Here is a 21,035-nt window from a genome sequence, read left to right on the forward strand (position 1 = left end):
CAACGACTTATAAAACCCAAACCAGCACTAAGAACACGGTAGCGGGTTAAACAACCTGTTTAAGCAAGCCCATCACAGGAAGCCGCTGACGCACCATGCAGCAAAGGCACGGCATTGACGACAACCTGTCACGCTGAGCTTGTCCAAGCGCAGCGTGAGGTTATAAAAAGCTCAACTTAGACGGGTGCGCAAGCATCAGGGATGCAAACGCAACGCCCTGCAAAAGGCTATTAAATAGATAGCTATCAAGACATTCCCATCGCGCGGAAGAGGCCAAAAAACCTTGAGATCCTAGCCCCTGGGAGGCATCAGGCCTTGCCGGACCGAGCCGGGGTTTTGGCCTTGGCACCCCCCACCTTGCGCTGGGCGGCAGGGACAGGCACCACCTCCGGCACAGCAGCCTGGGCAGGCCGCCGCAACACCCCATCACACAAAGTCGCAATGCACTGCTGCGCCACCTGCTCGGCTGTGTACTCGCCGCCGGGCTGGTACCAGCGGCCGATCCAGCTCAAGGCGCCCGCAATCACAAAGGCCGTGATCTTGGGGTCGCAGGGCTGGATCGAGCCCTCGGCCACGCCCTCGGCCACCAGGCGGCGGAACTCCTGGTCGATGGCGGACTTGAGGCGGCGCAGCTCCTTGCGGCTTTCGGGGGGCACCTGCTCGTCGCCCACGCGGATCAGACACATGCCGAAGTCCATGGTGACGATGCGCGCATACACCTGCATGCAGGTCATGAGCTGGTCGATGGCCTTGCCGCCTGCGGCGCGGGATGCGTCGATGCCTTCGAGCATCATCGCCAGCCCCTTGCCCACGCACTGCAACAGGATCTCGTCCTTGTTCTTCACGTAGTAGTACAGCGTGGGCTTGGTCACGTTCAGGCGCGCAGCGATGTCGTCGAGCGAGGTGGCGTGAAAGCCGCGCTCGTTGAACAGCTGGGCCGCCGCCTGCAGCACGGCGTTGCGCTTGGCCTCACGCTGTCGTTCGCGGTGCGACACAGGGGCCCAGGGCGAAGCGGCGTCGGGCGCGTCTTCGGGCCCGGGGGCCGGGGCTGAGGATGAGGGCTTGGGGGCCGCACGCTGGGTGCTGCTGCCGCTGCTCGTGCTGCTGCGTCGGGTCGATGCCGCTTTGGCCTGGGGCATGGGTGGCGATTCCTCGGGAAAGTACGGATGCTGAATGGGGTGGCGGCTTCCAGAATCTACTCACGAGTAAACAGTTTACGCACAAGTAGGAAATTTCTGCAGGGTCTGCAAGAAATTTCTGTTCAGAAGCTGCGGACAACCCGTATTAGAAAGCCAATGGAGACAACCCCTTCCGGCCCCTTTGCTGCCACGCCCCTGCTCCAGGTGCAGGGGGTGACCCTGGCGTTCGGTGGCGTGAAGGCGCTGACCGGTGTGGGGTTTGATGTGCAGCCGGGCTCCATCACCGCCGTCATCGGCCCCAACGGCGCGGGCAAGACCTCGCTGTTCAACACCATCTCGGGCTTTTACCGGCCCAGCCAGGGCTCCATCCGCTTTCAGGGGCAGGACATCACCCGCGTGCCCGCACCGCAGCGCGCCAAGCTGGGCCTGGGCCGCAGCTTTCAGAACATTGCGCTGTTTCGGGGCATGACCGTGCTCGACAACATCAAGCTGGGCCGCCACGCGCACCTCAAAACCAACGTGCTCGACGCGCTGTTCTACCTGGGCCGCGCGCGCCGCGAAGAGGCCGAGCTGCGCCGCGATATCGAGGAGCGCATCATCGACTTCCTCGAAATCGACCACATCCGCCACGCACCCGTCTCGGCCCTGCCCTACGGCCTGCAAAAACGCGTGGAGATGGCCCGTGCGCTGGCCATGCAGCCGCAGATCCTGATGCTGGACGAACCCGTGGCGGGCATGAACCGCGAAGAGACCGAAGACATGGCGCGCTTCATCCTCGACGTGCGCGAGGAGTGGGGCGTGACGGTGCTCATGGTCGAACACGACATGGGCATGGTGATGGACCTGTCCGACCACGTGGTGGTGCTCAACTTCGGCCAGGTCATCGCACAGGGCACGCCCGCGCAGGTGCAGGCGGACCCCGAGGTCATCCGCGCCTACCTGGGCGCGGGCGACGTGGGCGACCTGCGTGCCAAGCTGCAGGGAGTGACCACCGCATGACCGGCAACTTCGACTGGGCCTACCTGTTTGAGATCAGCCTCACCGGCATCGCCGGTGGCGGGCTCTATGCGCTGGCCGCACTGGCTTTCGTCATGGTCTACAAGGCCACGCGCGTGGTCAACATCGCCATTGGCGAGCTGCTGATGGTGGGCGCTTACCTGTTCTTCACTTTTGCATCGATGTTCGCGCTGCCGCTGTGGCTGGCCATCCCCGCCGCCGTGCTGGGCACGGGCCTGCTGGGCGCGGTGATCGAGCGCACCATGATCCGCCCGCTGCTGGGCGAGCCGCCGATCTCCGTGTTCATGGTCACCGTGGGCCTGGCCTCGGTGCTCGTGGGCCTGGTCGAAATGATCTGGACGGCCGACCAGCGCCGCCTGCCCGACTTCATGCCCAGCCAGCCCATCATGGTGGGTGACGCGTTCCTCGCGCCCAAGGTGTTCTGGGGTGCGGTGATTGCCATCGTCTTCATCGCGGCAGTGCTGGTGGTGTTCCGCTTCTGGCGCGGCGGCGTGGCCCTGCGCGCCACGGCCAGCGACCAGGCCGCCGCGTATTCGGTGGGCATCAACGTGCCGCGCGTGTTCTCGCTGGCCTGGGTGGCCTCGGCCATGCTGGCTGCCATCTCCGGGATCATCGTTGGCTCGATTGGCGGCATCTCTTCCAGCATGGGCGTGTTCGGTCTGTCAGTGCTGGTGGTGGTCATCGTGGGCGGGCTCGACAGCGTGCTGGGCGCGCTCGTCGGCGGCATCCTCATCGGCCTGATCGAGGCGCTGGCCGGGGCCTACCTGGGTGGCGAATACAAGCTGCTGGCCACGTTCATCGTGCTGGTGGCCGTGCTGCTGGTGCGGCCCTACGGCCTGTTCGGCACCCACGAAATCGAAAGACTATGAAACACCCCCTGCGCCGCTTCGCGTCTTCCCCCTCAAGGGGGACACCGCCGGTGGCCCGGCAAAGCCGGTTCCACGGCGGTCACTCGCATGGCCTGCTCCGCGGCCTTTCGCACAACGGCTTGGCACAGGCCAGGCCGACGATGCCAAAACACATCTGCGCCTTGGAGGCTTGATCCATGCGCATCGGAACCCTCAAGGAAACCTACATCGCCGACGCGGCGCTGTTCGACTCGCGCACGCAAAAGGTATGGCTGGCCGTGGGCGCTGCGCTGCTGGTGCTGTTCCCCTTCATGGCCAGCGACTACTGGCTCTACCTGGCTTGCCTGGTCAGCATCAATGTGGCCAGCGCCACGGGCCTCAACATCCTCACGGGCTATACGGGGCTGGTCAGCCTGGGGCAGGCGGCGTTCATGGGCCTGGGCGCGTACACCGTGGCAATCCTCGAAACCAAGGTCGGCACGCCATTTGTGCTCAACCTGCTAGCCGGAGGGTTGGTCGCCATGCTGGGCGGCATCGTGGTGGGCATTCCCTCGCTGCGCGTAAAGGGGCTGTACCTCGCGATTGCCACCATTGCCGCATCGTTCATCGCGCACTTCATCTTTGCCAACTGGAAGTTCACCGGCGGCACCGGTGGCCTGAGCGTGCCGCCCGCCAAGCTGTTCGGCATGGCGCTCGACACCTCGTTCCGGCTGTACTGGCTCATCGTGCCGGTCACCCTCCTCATGCTGCTGGGCGCGGCCAACCTGTTTCGCACGCGCGTGGGCCGCGCGTTCATTGCGATTCGCGACCGCGATATCTCAGCCGAGGTGCTGGGCATACCGCTGCTGCGCTACAAGCTGCTGTCGTTTGGCCTGTCGTCGTTCTATGCGGGCGTGGCAGGCGGGCTGTGGGCGTACTTCTTTCGGGTGGTCACGCCCGAGAGCTTTCCGCTGCTCATGTCCATCTTCTTCCTCGCGGCCATCATCGTCGGTGGCATGGGCTCCATCCTGGGCGGCATCCTGGGCGCAGCGTTCATGACCATGGTGCCGGAGCTGCTCAAGCTCGTGGTGGACCTGATGCCCGGCGGCAGCGAACTCACCGTGTTCCTCTCGCCCGTGCGCACGGTCATCTTTGGCCTGCTCATCATCGGTTTTCTCGTCTTCGAGCCCCATGGCCTGGCCGAAGTGTGGCGGCGCGTCCGTCGTTTCTTCCATCTCTGGCCTTTCCGCAACTAAATTCACAGGAGACAACCATGGACACACAACGCACTTCCTTCCAGCGCCGCCAACTCTTGCTCGGAGCCGCTGGTGCCGCAGCCCTCACCAGCCCGCTGTCGGTGCTGGCCCAAGGCGCCGACGAGATCGTGATCGGCGGCTCCATCCCGCTCACCGGCGTGTTCGCGTTTGCTGGTGTGGGCATCAACGCCGGCATGGGCGACTACGTGAAGATGCTCAACGACGCGGGCGGCATCAAGGGCCGCAAGGTCAAGTATGTGCCCGAGGACACGGGCTACAAGGTCGATGTGTCGGTGGCTGCGTTCAAGAAGATCACCAGCCAGAACAAGGTCAACCTGTACTACGGCGACTCCACCGGCTTCTCCAAAACCATCAACCCCGAGCTGGACCGCAACGGCAACATCCTGATGGCGGGCGCATCGTTTGCCACCGAACTCAACGACCCCAAGAAGTACCCCAACCAGTTCCTCGTGGGCCCCGACTACACCGAGATGTTCGGCATCCTGCTCAAGCACATCGCCAAAGAGAAGCCCGGCGCCAAGGTGGCCTTCGTGTACTCCGATTCGGAATTCGGCCGCGACCCCATCGAGTCCAGCGAAGCCATGGCCAAGCAGCTGGGCCTGTCGGTGCCCATCAAGATCATGACGCCCGCCGGCAGCGTGGATGTGTCCACCGAGGTCATCAAGTTGCGCCGCGCGGCTCCCGACTACACCATCTTTCACGGCTACATCCTCGCGCCCATCCCTGAGTTCATCACCCAGGGCAAACAGCAGGGGATGACCAGCAAGTGGATGGGCACCTTCTGGACCATGGACAGCTCCACCGTCATGAAGATGGGCGACGCCGCCGACGGCTTCATGGGTGTGATGCCCTACCGCTACTACTACGACACCGAGAAGGCGCCGATGCTGGAGAAGATCCGCGCGCTGCGGCCCGAGTACCAGAGCACGGCCTACATCCAGGGCTTCCTGGCCGCGATGCTGTTCACCGAGGCAGCCAAGCGCACGCTGGATGCGGGCAAGCCCCTCACAGGCCCCAACCTGAAGGCCGCGCTCAATTCCATCAAGGACTTCGACACGGGCGGGCTGATCGGCGTGCCGATCACCATCAGCGGCAATTCGATCCCCGTGGGGCGCGTGTACCGCGCCGACATGAAGGCGCAAAAAATGGTGGCCGCATCTGACTGGATCAAGCTCTGACCTCGCCTTTGCCATGACCCAGCCAACCCCGGCCAACGTACTCGAAGTCAACAACATCGAGGTCATCTACAACAAGGTGGTGCAGGCCCTGCGGGGCCTGTCGCTGGCCGTGCCACGTGGGCAGATCGTGGCGCTGCTGGGCAGCAACGGGGCGGGCAAAAGCACCACGCTCAAAGCCATCTCGGGCCTGCTGGCGCTGGAAGATGGCGTGGTCGAAAGCGGCAGCATCCACTTCAACGGCCAGCCCACGGCCGCCGTGGCCCCGCAGCAGCTGGTGCGCAACGGCCTGAGCCACGTGATGGAAGGCCGCCGCGTGTTTGAAGACCTCACGGTCGAAGAGAACCTGGTGGCCGCCACCTATGCACTCACGGGCCGCAAGGATGCAACGCCGGATTTCGATCTGGTCTACAGCTACTTTCCGCGTCTGCATGAGCGGCGCAAGGGCCTGGCCGGGTACCTGTCAGGCGGCGAGCAGCAGATGCTGGCGATTGGCCGCGCGCTGATTGCGCAGCCCCAACTCATCCTGCTCGACGAGCCCTCGCTGGGCCTCAGCCCCAAGCTGGTCGAAGACATCTTCACCATCATTGCGCGCATCAACGCCGAGCGGGGCACCAGCATGCTGCTGGTGGAGCAGAACGCCACCGTAGCACTGGCGGTGGCGCACCGGGGCTACATCATGGAGAACGGCAAGATCGTGATCGACGGCACGGCCGAGCGCCTGGCCAACGACCCCGATGTGCGTGAGTTCTACCTCGGCATGGGCGGTGGTGGCGAGGCCAAGAGCTTCAAAGAGATCAAGCACTACAAGCGCCGCAAAAGATGGCTGTCATGACGCTCCCCGACCTCACCCTGCCCCAGATGCTGCGCGAGCGCGCGCGTACCGACGCGCAGCGCATCGCCATCCGGCAAAAGGACTTCGGCATCTGGAAACCCTTCACCTGGGCGCAGTACCACCAGCGCGCCAGCCACTTTGGCCTGGGCCTCAAGGCACTGGGCCTGCCTCCGGACGGGCATGTGGGCGTGATCTCCGAGAACCGCATCGAATGGGTGCTGGCCCAGATGGGCGCGGGCCTGGTGGGTGCCGTGACCGTGGGTGTGTACCCCACCAGCCCCACCAACGAGGTGGCCTATGTGGTGGGCCATGCCGACATCGAGATCATGGTCTGCGAAGACCAGGAGCAGACCGACAAGCTGCTGGCTGCACTGCCCGAGCTGCCGCGCCTGAAAAAGATCGTGGTCATGGAGACCAAGGGCCTGCGCAGCTTTGCGCCCGAGATGCGGAAGTTCATCACCACGTTTGACGAGGTGGAACAGCTCGGCGCGGCATCGGGCCAGCAAGCCATCATCGACGACGCCCTGGCGCGCCAGCGGCTCGACGATGTGGGCCTGATGATCTACACCTCGGGCTCCACCGGCAAGCCCAAGGGCGCGATGATTTCGTACCGCAACATCCGGGGCGTGGTGCCTGGCATCGTGGACCGGCTGGAGCTGTCGCGCGAGACCACCCACCTGTCGTACCTGCCGCTGTGCCATGTGGCCGAGCAGATGCTCACCAGCTTTGTGCCCGTGTACATCGGCTCGCAAGTGAACTTTGGCGAGTCCATCCGCACCGTGCAGGAGGACCTGCGCGAGGTCGCTCCCACCATGTTCCTGGGCGTGCCCCGCATCTGGGAGAAGCTGCACGCCGCCATCCACATCAAGCTGCAGGAAACCGGTGGCCTGCGCCGCGCGCTGTTCCACAAGGCCTACAACGCCTGCAAGCCGCTGGCCGAAAAGCCGCGCAGTGCCTGGAGCGCTGCCGACAAGCTGACCTTTGCTGGCAGCTACTGGCTCGTCTTCCGCGCGCTGCAGAACTTCATCGGCCTGCGCAATGCCCATGTGGCGCTCACCGGCGCTGCGCCCATTCCGCCCGATGTGGTGCGCTTCTTCCGCGTGCTGGGCGTGCCACTCATCGAGGTGTACGGCCTGACCGAATCCACCGGCATGGTCACAGGCCACCGGTTGGACCACGTGGTGGTGGGCACCGTGGGCGTGCCCACGCAAGGCGTGGAACACCGCATTGCCGACAACGGCGAGCTGCATTTGCGGGGCGACATGGTGTTTGCGGGTTACTACAAGAACCCCGAGGCCACGGCCAGCAGCATCGTGGATGGCTGGCTGCACACCGGCGACGTGGTGCGCGAATCGCAAGGCCAGATCCAGATCGTGGACCGCCTCAAGGACATCATGATCACGGCCGGTGGCAAGAACCTCACGCCGTCCGAAATCGAGAACACGATGAAGGGCAGCCCCTTCATCAAGGAATGCATCATCGTTGCCGAGGCGCGCAAGTTCGTCGGCGCGCTGGTGATGATCGACTACGAGACCGTGGGCAAGTGGGCTAGGCGCGGCGCATACCGTTCACGCACTACCGCTCGCTGGTGGAGCACCCCGACGTGCGCAGCCTCATCGACGCTGAAATCAACCAGGGCAACCAGCGCCTGGCCCAGGTCTCGCAGATCCGCAAGTTCCACCTGCTCACCAAGGAGCTGGACCACGACGATGGCGAGGTGACCGCGACCATGAAGGTGCGCCGCTCCAGCATCTACAAGACCTATGCGGCCGAGATCGAGGCGCTGTACCGCTAGCCCCGGGGCTCACCACTTGTCGCGTAGATTACTATCAAAACAGGAGCTATCAGCGCTTATCCATAAAGCGCTAGATGCCAATTTTACATGAAAACCACCGCCGCCGACCCTACCGCCCCCCTGCTGCTGGAGCGCGACGGCGCCATCGCCACGCTGCGTTTCAACCGGCCCGATGCGCTCAACGCCATCGACGTGCCCATGGCCAACGCCATCCTAGCCGCCGTGCAGACCGTTGCCGCCGACCCTGCCGTGCGCGCCGTGGTGCTGTGTGGCAACGGCCGGGGTTTCATGGCCGGTGGCGACCTGGCCACGCTGCGCGCCGACCCAGTGCAGGGTGCCATCGACATTCTCACGCCGCTCAACGCAGCACTGCTCCTGCTGGCGCAGATGAACGCGCCCGTCATTGCGCAAGTGCACGGTGTGGCCGCTGGCGCGGGCCTGAGCCTGCTGCTCATGGCCGACTACGTGATCGCCGCCGAAGGCACACGCCTGAACCTGGCCTACATCAACCTGGGCACCAGCTGCGACGTGGGCGCCTCGTGGGCGCTGCCGCGCACCGTGGGCCTGCGCAAGGCGCTGGAGATTGCGCTGCTGGGCGAAGCCTTCACGGCAGACGACGCGCTGCGCCTGGGCCTCATCAACCGCGTCGTGCCTGCCGCTGAACTGGACAGTGCCACCACCACCCTGGCCCAGCGCCTGGCCGCCGGGCCTACCGTGGCCTACGGCGCGATGAAGCGCCTCATGCGCGCATCGATGGACTGCACCCTGCCCGAACAACTGGCGGCCGAAAAAGACGCCTTTGTGCAGTGCGCAGGCACCGAGGACTTCCGTGCGGGGGTGGAGGCTTTTCACCAACGCCAAAGCGCGCAATTTGTGGGCCGCTGACGGGCCATCGCTACGGCGGCGCCCCCTTCTTTCATGGCCTCTGCCGTAACACGTCACCGCGCGCCGCCATCAACACCATGTCTGGAACACTGAGTTGTCAGTCGGCCCATTGATCCAACCGTTCTCGGACCACTACAGTAGAGCTTGCCCCACGATCTCCTGCAGCCACAGCACATGACGCCCCCTGCCTTTGTGCACCTTCCCGAACTTCAAGGACGGCTCATCCCCGCCCACGCCTGCGGACTGCGGTTGACCGACGAGGTCCTGGCGGAATGGGACGCGCAGGCGCGCAGCCAGGGCCTGCCCATCGATTGGCGCCTGCCCGACGGCGACGTCGAACGCTCGCGCCGCCAGGTGCTGGCGGGCGTGTCCGAACGCCGGGACGACCTGTGGGTGTTTGCGTATGGATCGCTGATGTGGAACCCCGGCCTGGAGTTTGCCGAAGTCCGCAGGGCGCACCTGCCGGGATTCGCCCGGCGCTTTGCGCTGAGCACCACCATCGGCCGGGGCACACCGGATTGCCCCGGCCTTGTGCTCACGCTGCAGCGCGACGCAGCGCAGTCTTGCGACGGGCTGGTGTTCCGCATTCCGGCCTGTGCGGTTGAAGAGGAGTCGCGCCTGCTCTGGCGCCGCGAGATGATCACCGGCGCCTACTGCCCCGCCCTGCTGCCATTGCAGACGCCACAGGGTGCTGTCAACCAGGCGCTGGTGCTGACGGCCAATACAGCCCATCCACACTACAGGGGCGACCTGTCCATGCAGGCCACCGCCGCCACCATAGCCAGCGCCTGTGGCCGCATCGGCAGCAACCGCGAATACCTCGATCAGCTGGTCGCGCAATTCGGCGTGCTGGGCATCAAAGACCCGTATGTGCATGCGCTGGCGGAGATGGTGCAGACGGCCTGCTGAACGGGCTTCCGAGCGGGTGGTGGCGCAATACCTACCCGTGCCGGTGTAGCGCAGCACATGATCAAGGTACCCCTGTTGTTCATGGAACAATGGAATGGAAATCCCTCTTGTTGCCAGCGCTTTGACCGCCCAGCGAGGGGCGCATTTTGTGAATCCAGGCCGCCCAACGCCTCCTACGGAATCTTTCTTCCAGCGCTTTCATGAAAAAAATACTCCGCATTGCCGCCGTTCTTGTTTCGCTGGTTGCGCTGGCCAGCCAAGCAGCCCCACCTCCACCCGCTCCCGTCTCCAGCATCATCGTCATGCCCTGGGATCTGAATCAGAACCAGAACCTGCCCCGCGAACTCAAGGCCCAGGGCTTCAGCCACGCCACCGTCTATCTCAACTGGTCCGATATCGAAAGTCGCAAGGGCCAGTACGAATTTGCCCAGTACCACCGCCATCTGGATGCCATCGTCAACGGCGGCCTGTCGCTGCTGCTGGTCATTGACATGGGTGGACGCCCCTACAAGGACGAGACGGGCCAGCTCGTGCCCAACATGTCCACCGTGCCGCAATGGATCACCACGGCGCATCCAGACATGGCGATGCGCAATTTCTCGGGCGACCCCAGCTGGCAGCCCGACTTCACCGATGCGTCGATCAGGAAGTATGCAGACCCATTCATTGCACAGACGGTCGATCACTTCTCCAAGCGCTACCCCGGCAAGGTCCTGGGCTACGCCATTGGCCTGCAGGAAGAGCACGAAATCAAGTACGGGCAGATGGGCTACCAGTGGCGGGACTACAAGGAGTCCACCCAGGATGCGTTTGCCAAAAAGTACAACGCCAAACAGCCCATCATCAACTACAACAACCACATCGCAGCAGGTGTTCCTAAAGCAGAGCCCCTGCTGCACGCCCACAAGGAATTCCGGGAAACCCGGCTCCAGGAAGCCACCTGTGCCTACGCCAATGTGATCCGGAGCAAGGGGGCAGAGGCGATTGGCTACTTTGCAGAAACCTTTACCTCCCACGACGCCATCTACGCCACGGGTGTCGTCGAAAAGCTGGCCCCGTGCATTGACATCGCAGTCATCGACTTCAATTTCTACGATGGCTATGGGCTGGTGGCAGACCCCGATGTGTTGCCCACGCTGGCCAACTACATGGGTTCACTGGGCTACAAGAAAGTCATGGTGGGCGCATATGGTGAGCGGTGGGAAGCAGCCAAGAAGACGCCAGAGCTGATCCCCGTCATCCAGCAGGCGGTGGCCCAGTCGCTGGCCCAGCCCCATGTGATGGGCTACGAGATCGGAGGCTTCCACCACCAGGCAGGTGGGGGGCCGCTGGCTGGCCTGCAGCTGAACAAGCTTCACGCCCGCATTGCCAAGCCGGGCCCCGCCGTCACAGCGGGCACGGAACGCAGGGTCAGAATTGGCATCCTGGGCTCCACCACCAACTTCCACGTGTGGCACGGTGAGAAAAGCGCGGGCAGAAACACCCACCGCGATGCGCTGTTCGCGTCTTACAAGATCCTGAGCAGCGAGCCCGGCATGCAGGTCCACGTCATCGGCGAAAAGACCCTTCTCGCAGACGAACCCATCATCCAACAGTTGGATGCCATCCTGGTGCCTCACCAGGCCGCCATGCCCCAGAACATTAAGACCAAGCTAGCCACCTACTGGAAAAAAGGCGGGGTACTGATTCAGGACATGCGCCTGGGTGAATTTGACGAAAACGGCAAACCCACATTTGACTGGATGCATGAGGTGTTTGGTATTGCCAATATTGAGTGGAAGAAGAACGGTGGTGTCTTCCTCATTGACGGCAAGGTCTACCGACTCAAGCCTACAAGACGCATGTACACAAGCTATGCATCCATGGCGCCCCGTCCGGGCTACAAGGTGCTGGCCAGGGAACCCCTGAAGCGAGAGGACCGCGGCATCATGGTGCGTGGAGAACGCACCCTGGCCTTCGGTTTTATGCCTCAGCTGGTGGAAGATGAAACCCGAGATGCCTGGCGGAAGTTGTTTGTGCGAGAAATAAGCAACGTGGCAAATTCAAATACTTCTGCATCCAAATAAATATAGATTCAGTGCAACTTGTCTATTGAGAAGCTGGTTTGATGTTTCCACCTTTCTGGACAAACTTTCCAGCATGACGCTTTGCCATCCTGATAAAAGGCTGCTCAATAAATCGATGGCTAATGAAGGCAAGTGCAACGGTAATAACGATAGACAAGATGACTAACATTCCCTTGTTCTCGATCACTCGTGCCACAGAAACTATCACCGGGTAGTGAATCAAATAAAACGAATAAGAAATATCAGACAATACATTGACAAATTTTGGATTTTTGTAATCGGTATCTTTTAATATAAGAAAAAGCGATGCAACACCAAATCCAGTGATAAATATCGGATCTGGAAAGTGTGGTTTCCATGACGTTGATAGAATCACAGCAACCAAGAAAACCGCAAACAATCCTGCCTTATCAAATTTTGGATTTTTAACAGCAATATATGCTCCAAAAAAGAAAAATGGTAGTTGACTGATAAAATTGTTGTTAATAAAGAAATATCTGCCATTTGAATCTAAAGACTTGTAGATCGCAGGATTGGACCATCCCCACAAAGTCCACACGTATGCAATAGCCATGAAAACAAACGTTATTTTCAATGGATGTCTTGAAAATTTTGTAGCGCAGAGGAATGCGATTACATACCAGACCAATTCTATGGTCAGCGTCCAACTCACAAACAGAGCATTATATTTGAAGTAATAACCAGGAAATAGATGCTGCAAGAATGTCAGGTGCGCCAACAGAGCCCTTACATCGAGGCTATCCAGCGTCAATTGATTAAAAGCCAATGAAAAAAATAAAAACCAAAATATGTACGCTGGATATATTCTAAAAAATCGATGAATAAAATAATCTCTTGCCGAATATCGAATGGCGCTCAAAATAATCAAATATCCACTGATCACAAAGAATATTTGTACACCGAGCCAGCCACCAATTTGGTAAAAAAAGGGCAGGCCAATATTGGCTCCTGAATGAAGATGGTGCACAAACACCAAGGCAACCGCCAAAGCTCTTAACGTCTCAATAGAAGCATTCTTTTGATTTTGAGAATTTTCCATTTTTTATTTCTTTTTAGGATTTTTTATAGTTCCCAAATTTATCCCTGCGAACCGATCAGTTCCCGCTTTTTAAAACGGCGCCGACTCCGGATCCGTATCCACCGGGACTTGCGCAGGCCCCGTCACCACGCCACCAGCGCCACTCTTTCGCGCAGGCGCTGAATTCGTGGGGGCGCGTGATTCCACAGAAGGAGCTGGCATGCTGGCCCCCTCTGAAGCCACCGCAGCTGCCGCACTGGCCACGCCACTCTCCGCCTCTCCGCCCAGCGCCTCGATCAAGTCCGGGATCAGCTTGACCAGCTCGCCGGTGGCAATCGCCACATCGGTGTCAAAACCACCGTCATCGGCCTTGGTGCCCTCGAACACGGTGTCCAGGAACGACACTTTTTTGATCTGCAGCCCCTCTGTGAGCATGAAGGACACGCGGTCGTCCCAGGTCAGTGCCAGCTTGGTGGGCAGCTTGCCGGCGTCGATGTGGGCCTGCACCTCCTCGATATCCAGCGGGTGGCGGGCGTAGCGCACCACGGCTTTTTCCTCGTTGGCGCTTTTGAGTTCGCACTCGCGGTCCACCGTGAAGCCCACGGGCGGCTCCTGTTCCTTGAGCCAGTGGGCCATGGCGGCCTGCGGGCTGGTTTGGGTGTTCAGCAGCGACACCGACAGGCCGGGCAGCGCCTCGATCAGCAGGGTGACCACTTCGTCCGCGCGGCCCTGGCTGGAGGTGTCCAGTACCAGCAGGCGCGAGGTGGTGTCGATCCACACCCACATCGAGCCCTGCTTGGTGAAGGCCATGGGTAGCAGGTCCAGCTTGGCCTCGTCTTTCAGCTCCTTGCTTTCCTTCTTGCCGGGCTTGCGGCCGGTTTCCTGCTCGATGCGCTCGGCTTTTTCTTTCACGCGGCGGGCCAGCACGCTGCCGGGCAGCACTTTGGATTCGACCATGAAGCGCAGGATCCACTGGCCCCCGACCGACTCGGCCAGCGGGCCGTGTGCATCACCGCGCGGGGGCACCCAGCCCAGGGACTTTTCCTGGGTGGCGCCACATTCCATGAAGGGCGCCTTGGCCAGGGCTTCTTCTACTTGCGTCAATTCAACCTGCCATTGCGGGGCAATGCGGTACACGATCATGTTCTTGAACACAGATAACCTTTTGTTCGGGAGCGTTGGTGGTGAAGCGCTTTCAGCGAGAGCACTTTCTCTATCGGTGAAGCTGTTGCCAACGGATGATCGAGCGATCGAACCCGTGAGCAAAACAGCCCGCCCGACACGGAACATGCCATTGTCGGTGGTCGTCGGCACGCAGCCTGCCGCCGGAGCGCACAAGCAACGATGGCCGTCTGAATTAGCTATAAATATAATAGCTATTAACGCTTTATGGATAAGCGCTAGCGGCCATTTTTTATCAAAACCTTGATCGCGCAGGCCTGCAGCTTCTTGGCACAACTTTACACAGCGTCATCCAACGCGCACGGCCGCGATACATGCGGGGCGGACACTGACTCTCAATCGCCGGAACGGTCGTTCCAGCGAGCCACCCCCGTAAAAGGACCCACACCATGGCTTTCCGCTTCCAACACCGCCTTGCCGCCACCGCTGTTCTGGCCGCGCTGGCCCTGCCTGTTCTGGCCCAGCCAGCCCCGGCCACCCCACCCGCTGCTGGCGCCCCCACAACCGAAGCCGCCCCGCGCTACAAGGCCGGAGAACGGCACGAACGCCACCATGGCGACCGTGCAGAAAAACGTGCCGAGCACCATGCCAAACGCCTGGCCGCCCTCAAGGGCCAGCTCAAGCTGACCGCCGCGCAAGAACCCGCGTGGACAACGTTCACTGCGGCCATGCAACCGGGCGAACGCCCTGCCCGTCTGGACCGCCAGAACATGGACAAACTGACCACCCCCGAGCGCATCGACCGCATGCGGGCCATGCGCGCCCAGCACGCCGCCGAGGCCGACCGCCGCGGCGAGGCCACCAAGGCCTTCTACGCGGCGCTGACGCCCGAGCAGCAAAAAACCTTTGACGCCCAGGCCCACCACGGCCACCGCATGGGAGGCATGGCAGGCATGAGGGGCGACGGCGAAGGCCGACACGGGCACCACGGCATGCGGGGTGGCGAAAGCCGCCATCAGCAACCTCAGGCAGCACCCGCGAAGTAAATCCCCCTGCTGGGACCGCCCTGACGCAGGGGGCGGCTCAGAGGTAGGCGGCGGTTCCCCTCTCTTCTTGCCTGACAAAGCCCGGAGTCCTCCACGGACCCCGGGCTTTGTGCTTTGTGGGATGGAAAAGGTTGTCGACGGGCACCCGTTGTGGATAACACTGGGAACAGTTCTGGCACAACTGGACAGTTATCCACACAAAAAGGCGATGGCCCGAAGTTGTTGTCTGCGAGCCCCGCCCTTTGTGCAGACCGCCACACAGACTTTGCAGCTGCGCAACCCCGCGCCAGCATTGAACAAATTGGCCTTGTCCACAGAAAGTGGCTTGCTCTACTACTACTGCTATTTATATATAGAACTATAGAAGAATAACCAGAACCCTTCGAAACACCATTCCGCGGCGCACGCGCGTTCTGGTGGGCTGCCCCAGAAAGGGGGGATGAACAAGACCTGGGTGCGGACCTCCGTTTTTGGGCACCGCTTTGCTGAGGTGGAGGTGGAGCGGCACTTGCTGCACGGCTCCTGCAATTCATGTTTGCTATCAATAAAGTAGCTAATAGCGCTTATGCAGAATGCGCTAGAGCCAATTTTTGGCAAAAATTCATGACGAACCAGGGTCGGTGCGTAAGACTGGGGATAGTTCTGGCACAACCACGTGGTTATCCACAGAAAAAGACAGCCGCTGTGTTTTGTCCCCGTTCCCGTGACAACGGCAAGAGGGATCGGTGCACAGGGTTGGCGCACCTGCAAGTGCGCGCTGCCGTTGGGAAAAATACGGTTGTCCACATTCCGTGCCGCCTTCTACTACTACGACTATGTATTTATAGACAACATAAGAAGAAGACAGAGGGACAACTTGGGGCACACCCGAGGGCAGGGGTGGTCATCTGGACGGGGCGATTTTTGGGGGCGCACGGGACACAATCCCAGGGAGAAAAGCGCAGCCGACCACCGTGCACGGGGCCGGTTGCGGCAAGGCGATCGGGGAAAACGCGGGGCCGTGCAGGCCGTCTACGCAGCCGCAGGGCGCAGGAAGGCCCCCAGGAGGTCCGCAGACAGGGGGCGGCTGAAGAGGTAGCCCTGGTAGAGCTGGCAGCCCGCGCGGGCCAGCAGCTCGCGTTGCTCGGGGGTTTCCACGCCTTCGGCGATGACTTCCAGGCCCAGGCTGCGCGACAGGCCAATGATGGTGTCCACAATGGCGGCGTCGTTGGGGTCGGTCAGCAGGTCGCGCACAAAGCTCTGGTCGATCTTGAGCTGATCGAGCGGCATGCGCTTCAAGTAGCTCAGCGACGAGTACCCGGTGCCGAAGTCGTCCAGCGAGAAGCCCACGCCGTGCGAACGCAGCGCGGCCATGGTGGCGATGGTGGTCTCCATGTCTTCCACCAGCAGGCTTTCTGTCAGCTCCAGCTTGAGCAGGTGGGCCGGTGCCCCGGTGATGGCCAGCACCCGGGCGACGTCGTCCACAAAACTGGCGTGGCGGAACTGGCGCGAACTCACGTTCACCGCCATGGTCAGGTGGGCCAGCTGCGGGTCGGCCTGCCAGGTGGCCAGGAGCTTGCACGCCGTGTGCAGCACCCAGCGGCCCAGTGGCAGGATGAGCCCGGTTTCCTCGGCCAGCGGTATGAATACGGCAGGGGGCACCATGCCGCGCTGCGGGTGGGCCCAGCGCACCAGGGCCTCTACGCCCACACAGCGGCCCGACTGGTGCATCTGCGGCTGGAAGTGCAGCAAAAATTCCTCCTGCGCCAGTGCGGCACGCAGGTCGGTTTCCAGCCCGGCGCGGGCCGTCACCACGGCCTGCATGTCGGGGTCGAAAAAGCGCAGGGTGTTGCGCCCTGCCGTCTTGGCCTGGTACATGGCCAGGTCGGCCTGCTTGAGCAGCTCGCCCACGCTGGTCAACTCGCCGGTGAAGGGCGCGATGCCGATGCTCGGTGTGCTGCGGTATTGGTAGCCTGCCAGCGCATAGGGCACGGCCAGCATGGCCAGGATCTTCTCGCCCACCCCCCGCGCGTGCAGGGCCAGTTCGTGGGATTTGGGGCTCAGCTCTTCCAGCATCACCACAAACTCGTCGCCGCCCAGCCGGGCCACCGTGTCCACGCTGCGCACGCAGGTGTTCAGGCGCTGCGCCACCTGCTGCAGCAGCAGGTCACCTTGGTCATGGCCCAGGGTGTCGTTCAGGGTCTTGAAGTTGTCGAGGTCGATGAACAGCAGCGCCCCGCCCTGCTGGCGCCGCTGGGCATTGGCCAGCGCATGGGCCATGCGGTCCATGAGCAGCATGCGGTTGGGCAGGCCGGTGAGCGCGTCGTAGAACGCCAGACGCTGGATTTCGCGCTCGCTGGCCTTGCGTTGCCGGATGTCGGTGTTGATGGCGAGGATGGATTGCGGCTGGCCGTCATCACCGCGCACCAGGGTCCAGCGGCCCTCGACCTCGATGGTGCTGCCATCGCGGTGGCGCTGCACGATCTCGCCAGTCCATTCGCCTTGCTCCAGCACCGACTGGGTGGCATGGCGAAAGTGGGCGGGGTCGTCGTAAAGCAGGGTCTCGATGGACTGGCCCAGCGCCTGCAGCTGCGACCAGCCGTACAGGCGCTCGGCGCTTTTGTTCCAGAAGATGATGCGGTGTTCCAGGTCGCGCACCAGGATGGCGTCCTGCGCCTTGTCCAGCAGCGAGGCCTGGTGGCGGATGCGGGCGTCGGCCAGTTGTCGGTCGATCTCGGACGAAGCGCGCGCGGCAAAGATCTGCAGCGTGGAGGCGATGAAATCCGTCTCTGCAATGGCCTGGCGGAACAGCACGAACACAATGCCCACCACCTCGCCGTCGGCATTGCACAGCTGTTGTCCTGCGTAGGCCTGAGCGCCCACGTAACGGAGCACGGGCGCATCCGGGTAGCGCTGCTGCACCTTGTCGGTCACCACGTACTCGCGCTGCGTCAGCAGCATGAGGCTGGGCGTGCCCTCCAGGCTGTATTCGTCATTGGGCAGCATCTGGCCGTCCAGCACCGCCGCCAGCGTGACCACCCGGGGTGGTTGCCCTTGCGCATGGGGCAGCAACCGCACCACGCAGCCGCCCTGGGCCCCCAGGGCATCGGCCATGTTGCGCACCAGCTGCACAAAAAACTCGGTGCCCGTGCTGGCCGACACGGCCGCCGCCACCTTGAGCACCGAGGCCTGCAGCCGCTGCTGCGCCTTGTGCGCGCGCAGGCTGGTGATGCCAAAGGCCAGGTCGTTGGAAAGTTCCTGCAGCAGGGCGGCCTCTTCAGGGCTGATCTGCAGAATGTCCGGCGCGTAGAGGTACAGCAGGCCAAAGGTACGGTCGCGATTGCGATCACGGTCCTGCAAAGGCAGGCAGATCACACCGTGGAAGCCGTGGTCCAGCATGCGCTCGGTCCAGTCGGCAAAGTCGCCTTCGGTGCGGATGTCCTGCACGATCACGGGCTTGCCCGAACGCACGGCCATGCCCGCCGGCCCCCGGCCGTAGGGGTCATCGGCCGACCAGGAAAGCTGCAGGTTTTCGAGGTAGTTCTGGTTGTAGCCCGCGTGGGCTACAGGCTGGATGGACTTGCGTTCGTCGTCCAGCGCAAACCCCACCCAGCCCATGCGGTAACCGCCAATGTCCACGGCAATCTGGCAGATGGCCTGCAGCAGCGCGGTTTCGGAGGTGGCGCGCACCAGGGTTTCGTTGCAGGCGCTCAGAAGGCGCTGCGCACGTCCCATGCGGGCCAGTTCGCGCTCGGTGCGCAGGCGTTCGGTCACGTCGGTGGCCAGCACCTGGCGTGCCGGGCGGCCATTGAAGCTGATGCTGCCAGCCGTGATCTCCACATCCATGAAGCTGCCGTCCTTCTTGACGTGGCGGCTGATCACTGGCTTGTTGCGCTGGTCGATCGCAATCGCATGCAGGGCCTCCCGGATGGTTGCGTGCCGCTCGGCGGGCCACAGTTCGGTCATGTCCATGGCCAGCAGCTCGGCCTCGGTGTAGCCGTAGTGGGTTTCCATCGACTGGTTCACAGCCTGCAGGCGCAGCGTTTCCTTGTCGTACACCCACATGGGATGGGGATGCTCGTTGAACAGCATGCGGTACTGCTGCTCCGACGCTCGGAGCTGCCCGGCCACATGCCGCAGCTGCACCATGGCCCCCAGGGATTCGGTAAGGATCTCCAGGTGCGCCACGTCGCGCCGCGAGAACGCGTTGGGCTTGTCAGACGTCACCTTGAGCGAGCCCACCACCCCCTGCGCCGTGCGCAGCGGCACCGCCATCACGGAGCGCACGCCATGGCGATGGGGCAGCGAAGCCATGTCCCAGCCCTCGGCCTCGGTGTCGTTGCACACCACGGTGCGCCCTTCGCGCAGTGCGGGCCAGAGCAGGCTCTGGTCCACGGCCAGCAGGTGCCCCACGGGCCGCACATGGTCGCCTGCCGAGGCCTGCGCCACCAGCTGGTGGCCCTGCAACAGCTCCACCAGCGCGCCCCGGGCCAGCGTCTGGCGCAGCACCGTGTCGGCCACCAGTTGCAGCACGTCGGGCAGGGGCATGTCCAGCGACGAGATGCGCTGCTGCACATGCAGCAGCTCGGCATGGTTCTGCGCATCACGCTGCGCGTCGAGCTCGGTCAGCTTCTGTACGCTGATGTCGGTCATGCCGCCCACCATGCGCACGGCCTTGCCGGCGGAGTCGCGGATCAGGAAGCCCCGGTCCAGCACCCAGGCATACGTGCCGTCCTTCCGAAGAAAGCGGTACTCGGCCGACCAGTGGTTGTCGGTGCCATCAATGGCTGCATGGATGCTGTGGAGGATTTCCTGGCTGTCGTCGGGGTGCAGCCGCAGGGTCCAGGAGGTGCTGTCGGGGGGCAGCTCGTCCAGCGGCACGCCGAACAGGTTCTGCATGCCCTCGTTCCACCACATGGCATCCGTGTGCAGGTTCCAGTCCCACACAGCATCGGCCGTGGCACGCGAGACCAGGTGAAAGCGTTCTTCGCTTTCGCGGCGTGCCTGCCGGGCCTGGTGCTGGACCGAGATGTCCTGGAAGGCGCCCTGGATGCGGATGATCTGGCCATGGGCATCACGCGCCGCCTGTCCTGCTGTGCGCACCCAGAATCGCCCGCCACCAGGCATGGCCACCTCAGCCTCGACGTCGAAGGGGGTGCCATGGTGCATGCATTCATCAAAGGCCTTTTGCAGGTGCACCCGGTAGGGCGGGGTGTACAGCTGCAGCACCTGGGCCAGGCTGCCTACGCGGTGGGTGAGCCCGTAGGCGGCAGCGATCTCCTGTGACCAGGTCAGTTGGAGGCTGGGGAGCTCTACCGTCCATCCCCCGATGCGCGCAATCTGTCCTGCCACACGCAGCGCATCGCTCTGGGCCAGCATCTCCGCGTGCATCTGGTCGCGCTCTTGGACCAGCTGGGCCAGCAGGCGCTTCTGGCGGCGCAGCTCCAGCTGCACCATGGCCTGGCCTGCCAGGATCTTCAGACCGTCGAGCTGCTCGTCCCCCAGCGTGCGGGGCACGGTGTCCAGCACCGCCAGCGTTCCCAGTGCAAAGCCCTCCGGCGTAACAAGGGGCACGCAGGCGTAAAAACGAACACGGGGTTCGCCCACCACCAGCGGATTGCCCGCAAATGCGGGGTGCTGGCGGGCGTCCGGCACCACCACGGCATCGCGGTTGCCATCCAGCGCATGGACGCAAAAGGCAATGGCACGGTCGGTCTGCGCGAAAGGCACACCCACAGCTGCCTTGAACCACTGGCGCTCGCTGTCTACAAAGTTGACCACGGCCATGGGGCAGCCGCAGACGCGCGCGGCCAGTGTGGCCAACTGGTCAAACGCGTCTTCCGGGGGGGTATCCAGGATGGCGTAGGACTGCAGTGCGTGGAGCCGCGCGGCCTCTTGGGGTGCGTGCGCAGGCGGCATGGTGG

Annotated in this window: 13 protein-coding genes and 1 pseudogene; 10 read left to right on the forward strand and 4 right to left on the reverse strand. The window is 62.7% G+C overall.

Features of this window, described 5'->3' with window-relative positions:
• Positions 1 to 308 precede the first annotated feature (308 nt).
• The gene (locus ACQ4MJ_RS21120) at positions 309 to 1,139 is read right to left on the reverse strand and encodes a TetR/AcrR family transcriptional regulator (protein ID WP_431151383.1); all 831 of its coding nucleotides are present in this window, start codon (positions 1,137 to 1,139) and stop codon (positions 309 to 311) included.
• 156 nt (positions 1,140 to 1,295) lie between these two features.
• On the opposite strand from ACQ4MJ_RS21120, the gene ACQ4MJ_RS21125 reads away from it, so the two are divergent.
• From ACQ4MJ_RS21125 to ACQ4MJ_RS21165, 9 genes and pseudogenes are all read left to right on the forward strand, one after another.
• Positions 1,296 to 2,138, forward strand: coding sequence for an ABC transporter ATP-binding protein (locus ACQ4MJ_RS21125; protein WP_431151382.1), 843 nt, complete (start codon positions 1,296 to 1,298; stop codon positions 2,136 to 2,138).
• The gene (locus tag ACQ4MJ_RS21130; protein ID WP_431151381.1) at positions 2,135 to 3,025 is read left to right on the forward strand and encodes a branched-chain amino acid ABC transporter permease; all 891 of its coding nucleotides are present in this window, start codon (positions 2,135 to 2,137) and stop codon (positions 3,023 to 3,025) included. The genes ACQ4MJ_RS21125 and ACQ4MJ_RS21130 overlap by 4 nt, the downstream gene beginning before the upstream one ends.
• Positions 3,026 to 3,201: 176 nt before the next feature.
• A complete protein-coding gene (locus ACQ4MJ_RS21135) occupies positions 3,202 to 4,239 on the forward strand; it encodes a branched-chain amino acid ABC transporter permease (protein WP_431151380.1) in 1,038 nt (345 codons plus the stop codon).
• Positions 4,240 to 4,256: 17 nt separating this feature from the next.
• Positions 4,257 to 5,438, forward strand: coding sequence for an ABC transporter substrate-binding protein (locus ACQ4MJ_RS21140; RefSeq protein WP_431151379.1), 1,182 nt, complete (start codon positions 4,257 to 4,259; stop codon positions 5,436 to 5,438).
• A gap of 13 nt (positions 5,439 to 5,451) precedes the next feature.
• Positions 5,452 to 6,270 (forward strand): ABC transporter ATP-binding protein, encoded by an 819-nt coding sequence (locus ACQ4MJ_RS21145; protein WP_431151378.1) that lies wholly within the window; start codon positions 5,452 to 5,454, stop codon positions 6,268 to 6,270.
• A pseudogene (locus ACQ4MJ_RS21150) lies at positions 6,267 to 8,065 on the forward strand (AMP-dependent synthetase/ligase). The gene ACQ4MJ_RS21145 and the pseudogene ACQ4MJ_RS21150 overlap by 4 nt, the downstream one beginning before the upstream one ends.
• An 87-nt stretch (positions 8,066 to 8,152) precedes the next feature.
• Positions 8,153 to 8,950, forward strand: a complete 798-nt coding sequence (locus tag ACQ4MJ_RS21155; protein ID WP_431151377.1) for an enoyl-CoA hydratase/isomerase family protein — start codon at positions 8,153 to 8,155, stop codon at positions 8,948 to 8,950.
• A gap of 174 nt (positions 8,951 to 9,124) precedes the next feature.
• Complete coding sequence (locus tag ACQ4MJ_RS21160) at positions 9,125 to 9,859, forward strand: gamma-glutamylcyclotransferase (protein WP_228897051.1); 735 nt, start codon at positions 9,125 to 9,127, stop codon at positions 9,857 to 9,859.
• 200 nt (positions 9,860 to 10,059) lie between these two features.
• Positions 10,060 to 11,925 carry a beta-galactosidase gene (locus ACQ4MJ_RS21165; protein ID WP_431151376.1) on the forward strand — a complete coding sequence of 622 codons (1,866 nt, stop codon included), beginning with the start codon at positions 10,060 to 10,062 and terminating at the stop codon, positions 11,923 to 11,925.
• 22 nt (positions 11,926 to 11,947) lie between these two features.
• Here the strand turns inward: ACQ4MJ_RS21165 and ACQ4MJ_RS21170 are convergent, their stop codons facing one another.
• Positions 11,948 to 12,985: an acyltransferase family protein gene (locus ACQ4MJ_RS21170; RefSeq protein ID WP_431151375.1), complete on the reverse strand. Its 1,038-nt coding sequence runs from the start codon at positions 12,983 to 12,985 to the stop codon at positions 11,948 to 11,950.
• Between the two features lie 69 nt (positions 12,986 to 13,054).
• Entirely contained in the window at positions 13,055 to 14,119 is a 1,065-nt protein-coding gene (locus tag ACQ4MJ_RS21175) for a recombination-associated protein RdgC (protein ID WP_431151374.1), read from the reverse strand.
• 416 nt (positions 14,120 to 14,535) lie between these two features.
• Here ACQ4MJ_RS21175 and ACQ4MJ_RS21180 point away from each other — a divergent pair, with 416 nt between their 5' ends.
• A complete protein-coding gene (locus ACQ4MJ_RS21180; RefSeq protein ID WP_431151373.1) occupies positions 14,536 to 15,132 on the forward strand; it encodes a Spy/CpxP family protein refolding chaperone in 597 nt (198 codons plus the stop codon).
• A gap of 1,011 nt (positions 15,133 to 16,143) precedes the next feature.
• Here the strand turns inward: ACQ4MJ_RS21180 and ACQ4MJ_RS21185 are convergent.
• Entirely contained in the window at positions 16,144 to 21,030 is a 4,887-nt protein-coding gene (locus ACQ4MJ_RS21185; protein ID WP_431151372.1) for an EAL domain-containing protein, read from the reverse strand.
• Positions 21,031 to 21,035: the final 5 nt, after the last annotated feature.

Origin of the sequence: Acidovorax facilis, from assembly GCF_050626955.1 — a bacterium.
GTDB lineage: Bacteria > Pseudomonadota > Gammaproteobacteria > Burkholderiales > Burkholderiaceae_C > Acidovorax > Acidovorax facilis.

What these genes read in the sequence shown, in the direction of transcription:
- ACQ4MJ_RS21135 (WP_431151380.1), top strand. Translation starts at nt 3,202, where the DNA reads ATGCGCATCGGAACCCTCAAGGAAACCTACATCGCCGACGCGGCGCTG.
- ACQ4MJ_RS21165 (WP_431151376.1), top strand. Translation starts at nt 10,060, where the DNA reads ATGAAAAAAATACTCCGCATTGCCGCCGTTCTTGTTTCGCTGGTTGCG.
- ACQ4MJ_RS21185 (WP_431151372.1), bottom strand. Translation starts at nt 21,030, where the DNA reads ATGCCGCCTGCGCACGCACCCCAAGAGGCCGCGCGGCTCCACGCACTG.
- ACQ4MJ_RS21140 (WP_431151379.1), top strand. Translation starts at nt 4,257, where the DNA reads ATGGACACACAACGCACTTCCTTCCAGCGCCGCCAACTCTTGCTCGGA.
- ACQ4MJ_RS21120 (WP_431151383.1), bottom strand. Translation starts at nt 1,139, where the DNA reads ATGCCCCAGGCCAAAGCGGCATCGACCCGACGCAGCAGCACGAGCAGC.
- ACQ4MJ_RS21170 (WP_431151375.1), bottom strand. Translation starts at nt 12,985, where the DNA reads ATGGAAAATTCTCAAAATCAAAAGAATGCTTCTATTGAGACGTTAAGA.
- ACQ4MJ_RS21145 (WP_431151378.1), top strand. Translation starts at nt 5,452, where the DNA reads ATGACCCAGCCAACCCCGGCCAACGTACTCGAAGTCAACAACATCGAG.
- ACQ4MJ_RS21130 (WP_431151381.1), top strand. Translation starts at nt 2,135, where the DNA reads ATGACCGGCAACTTCGACTGGGCCTACCTGTTTGAGATCAGCCTCACC.
- ACQ4MJ_RS21160 (WP_228897051.1), top strand. Translation starts at nt 9,125, where the DNA reads ATGACGCCCCCTGCCTTTGTGCACCTTCCCGAACTTCAAGGACGGCTC.
- ACQ4MJ_RS21155 (WP_431151377.1), top strand. Translation starts at nt 8,153, where the DNA reads ATGAAAACCACCGCCGCCGACCCTACCGCCCCCCTGCTGCTGGAGCGC.
- ACQ4MJ_RS21125 (WP_431151382.1), top strand. Translation starts at nt 1,296, where the DNA reads ATGGAGACAACCCCTTCCGGCCCCTTTGCTGCCACGCCCCTGCTCCAG.
- ACQ4MJ_RS21180 (WP_431151373.1), top strand. Translation starts at nt 14,536, where the DNA reads ATGGCTTTCCGCTTCCAACACCGCCTTGCCGCCACCGCTGTTCTGGCC.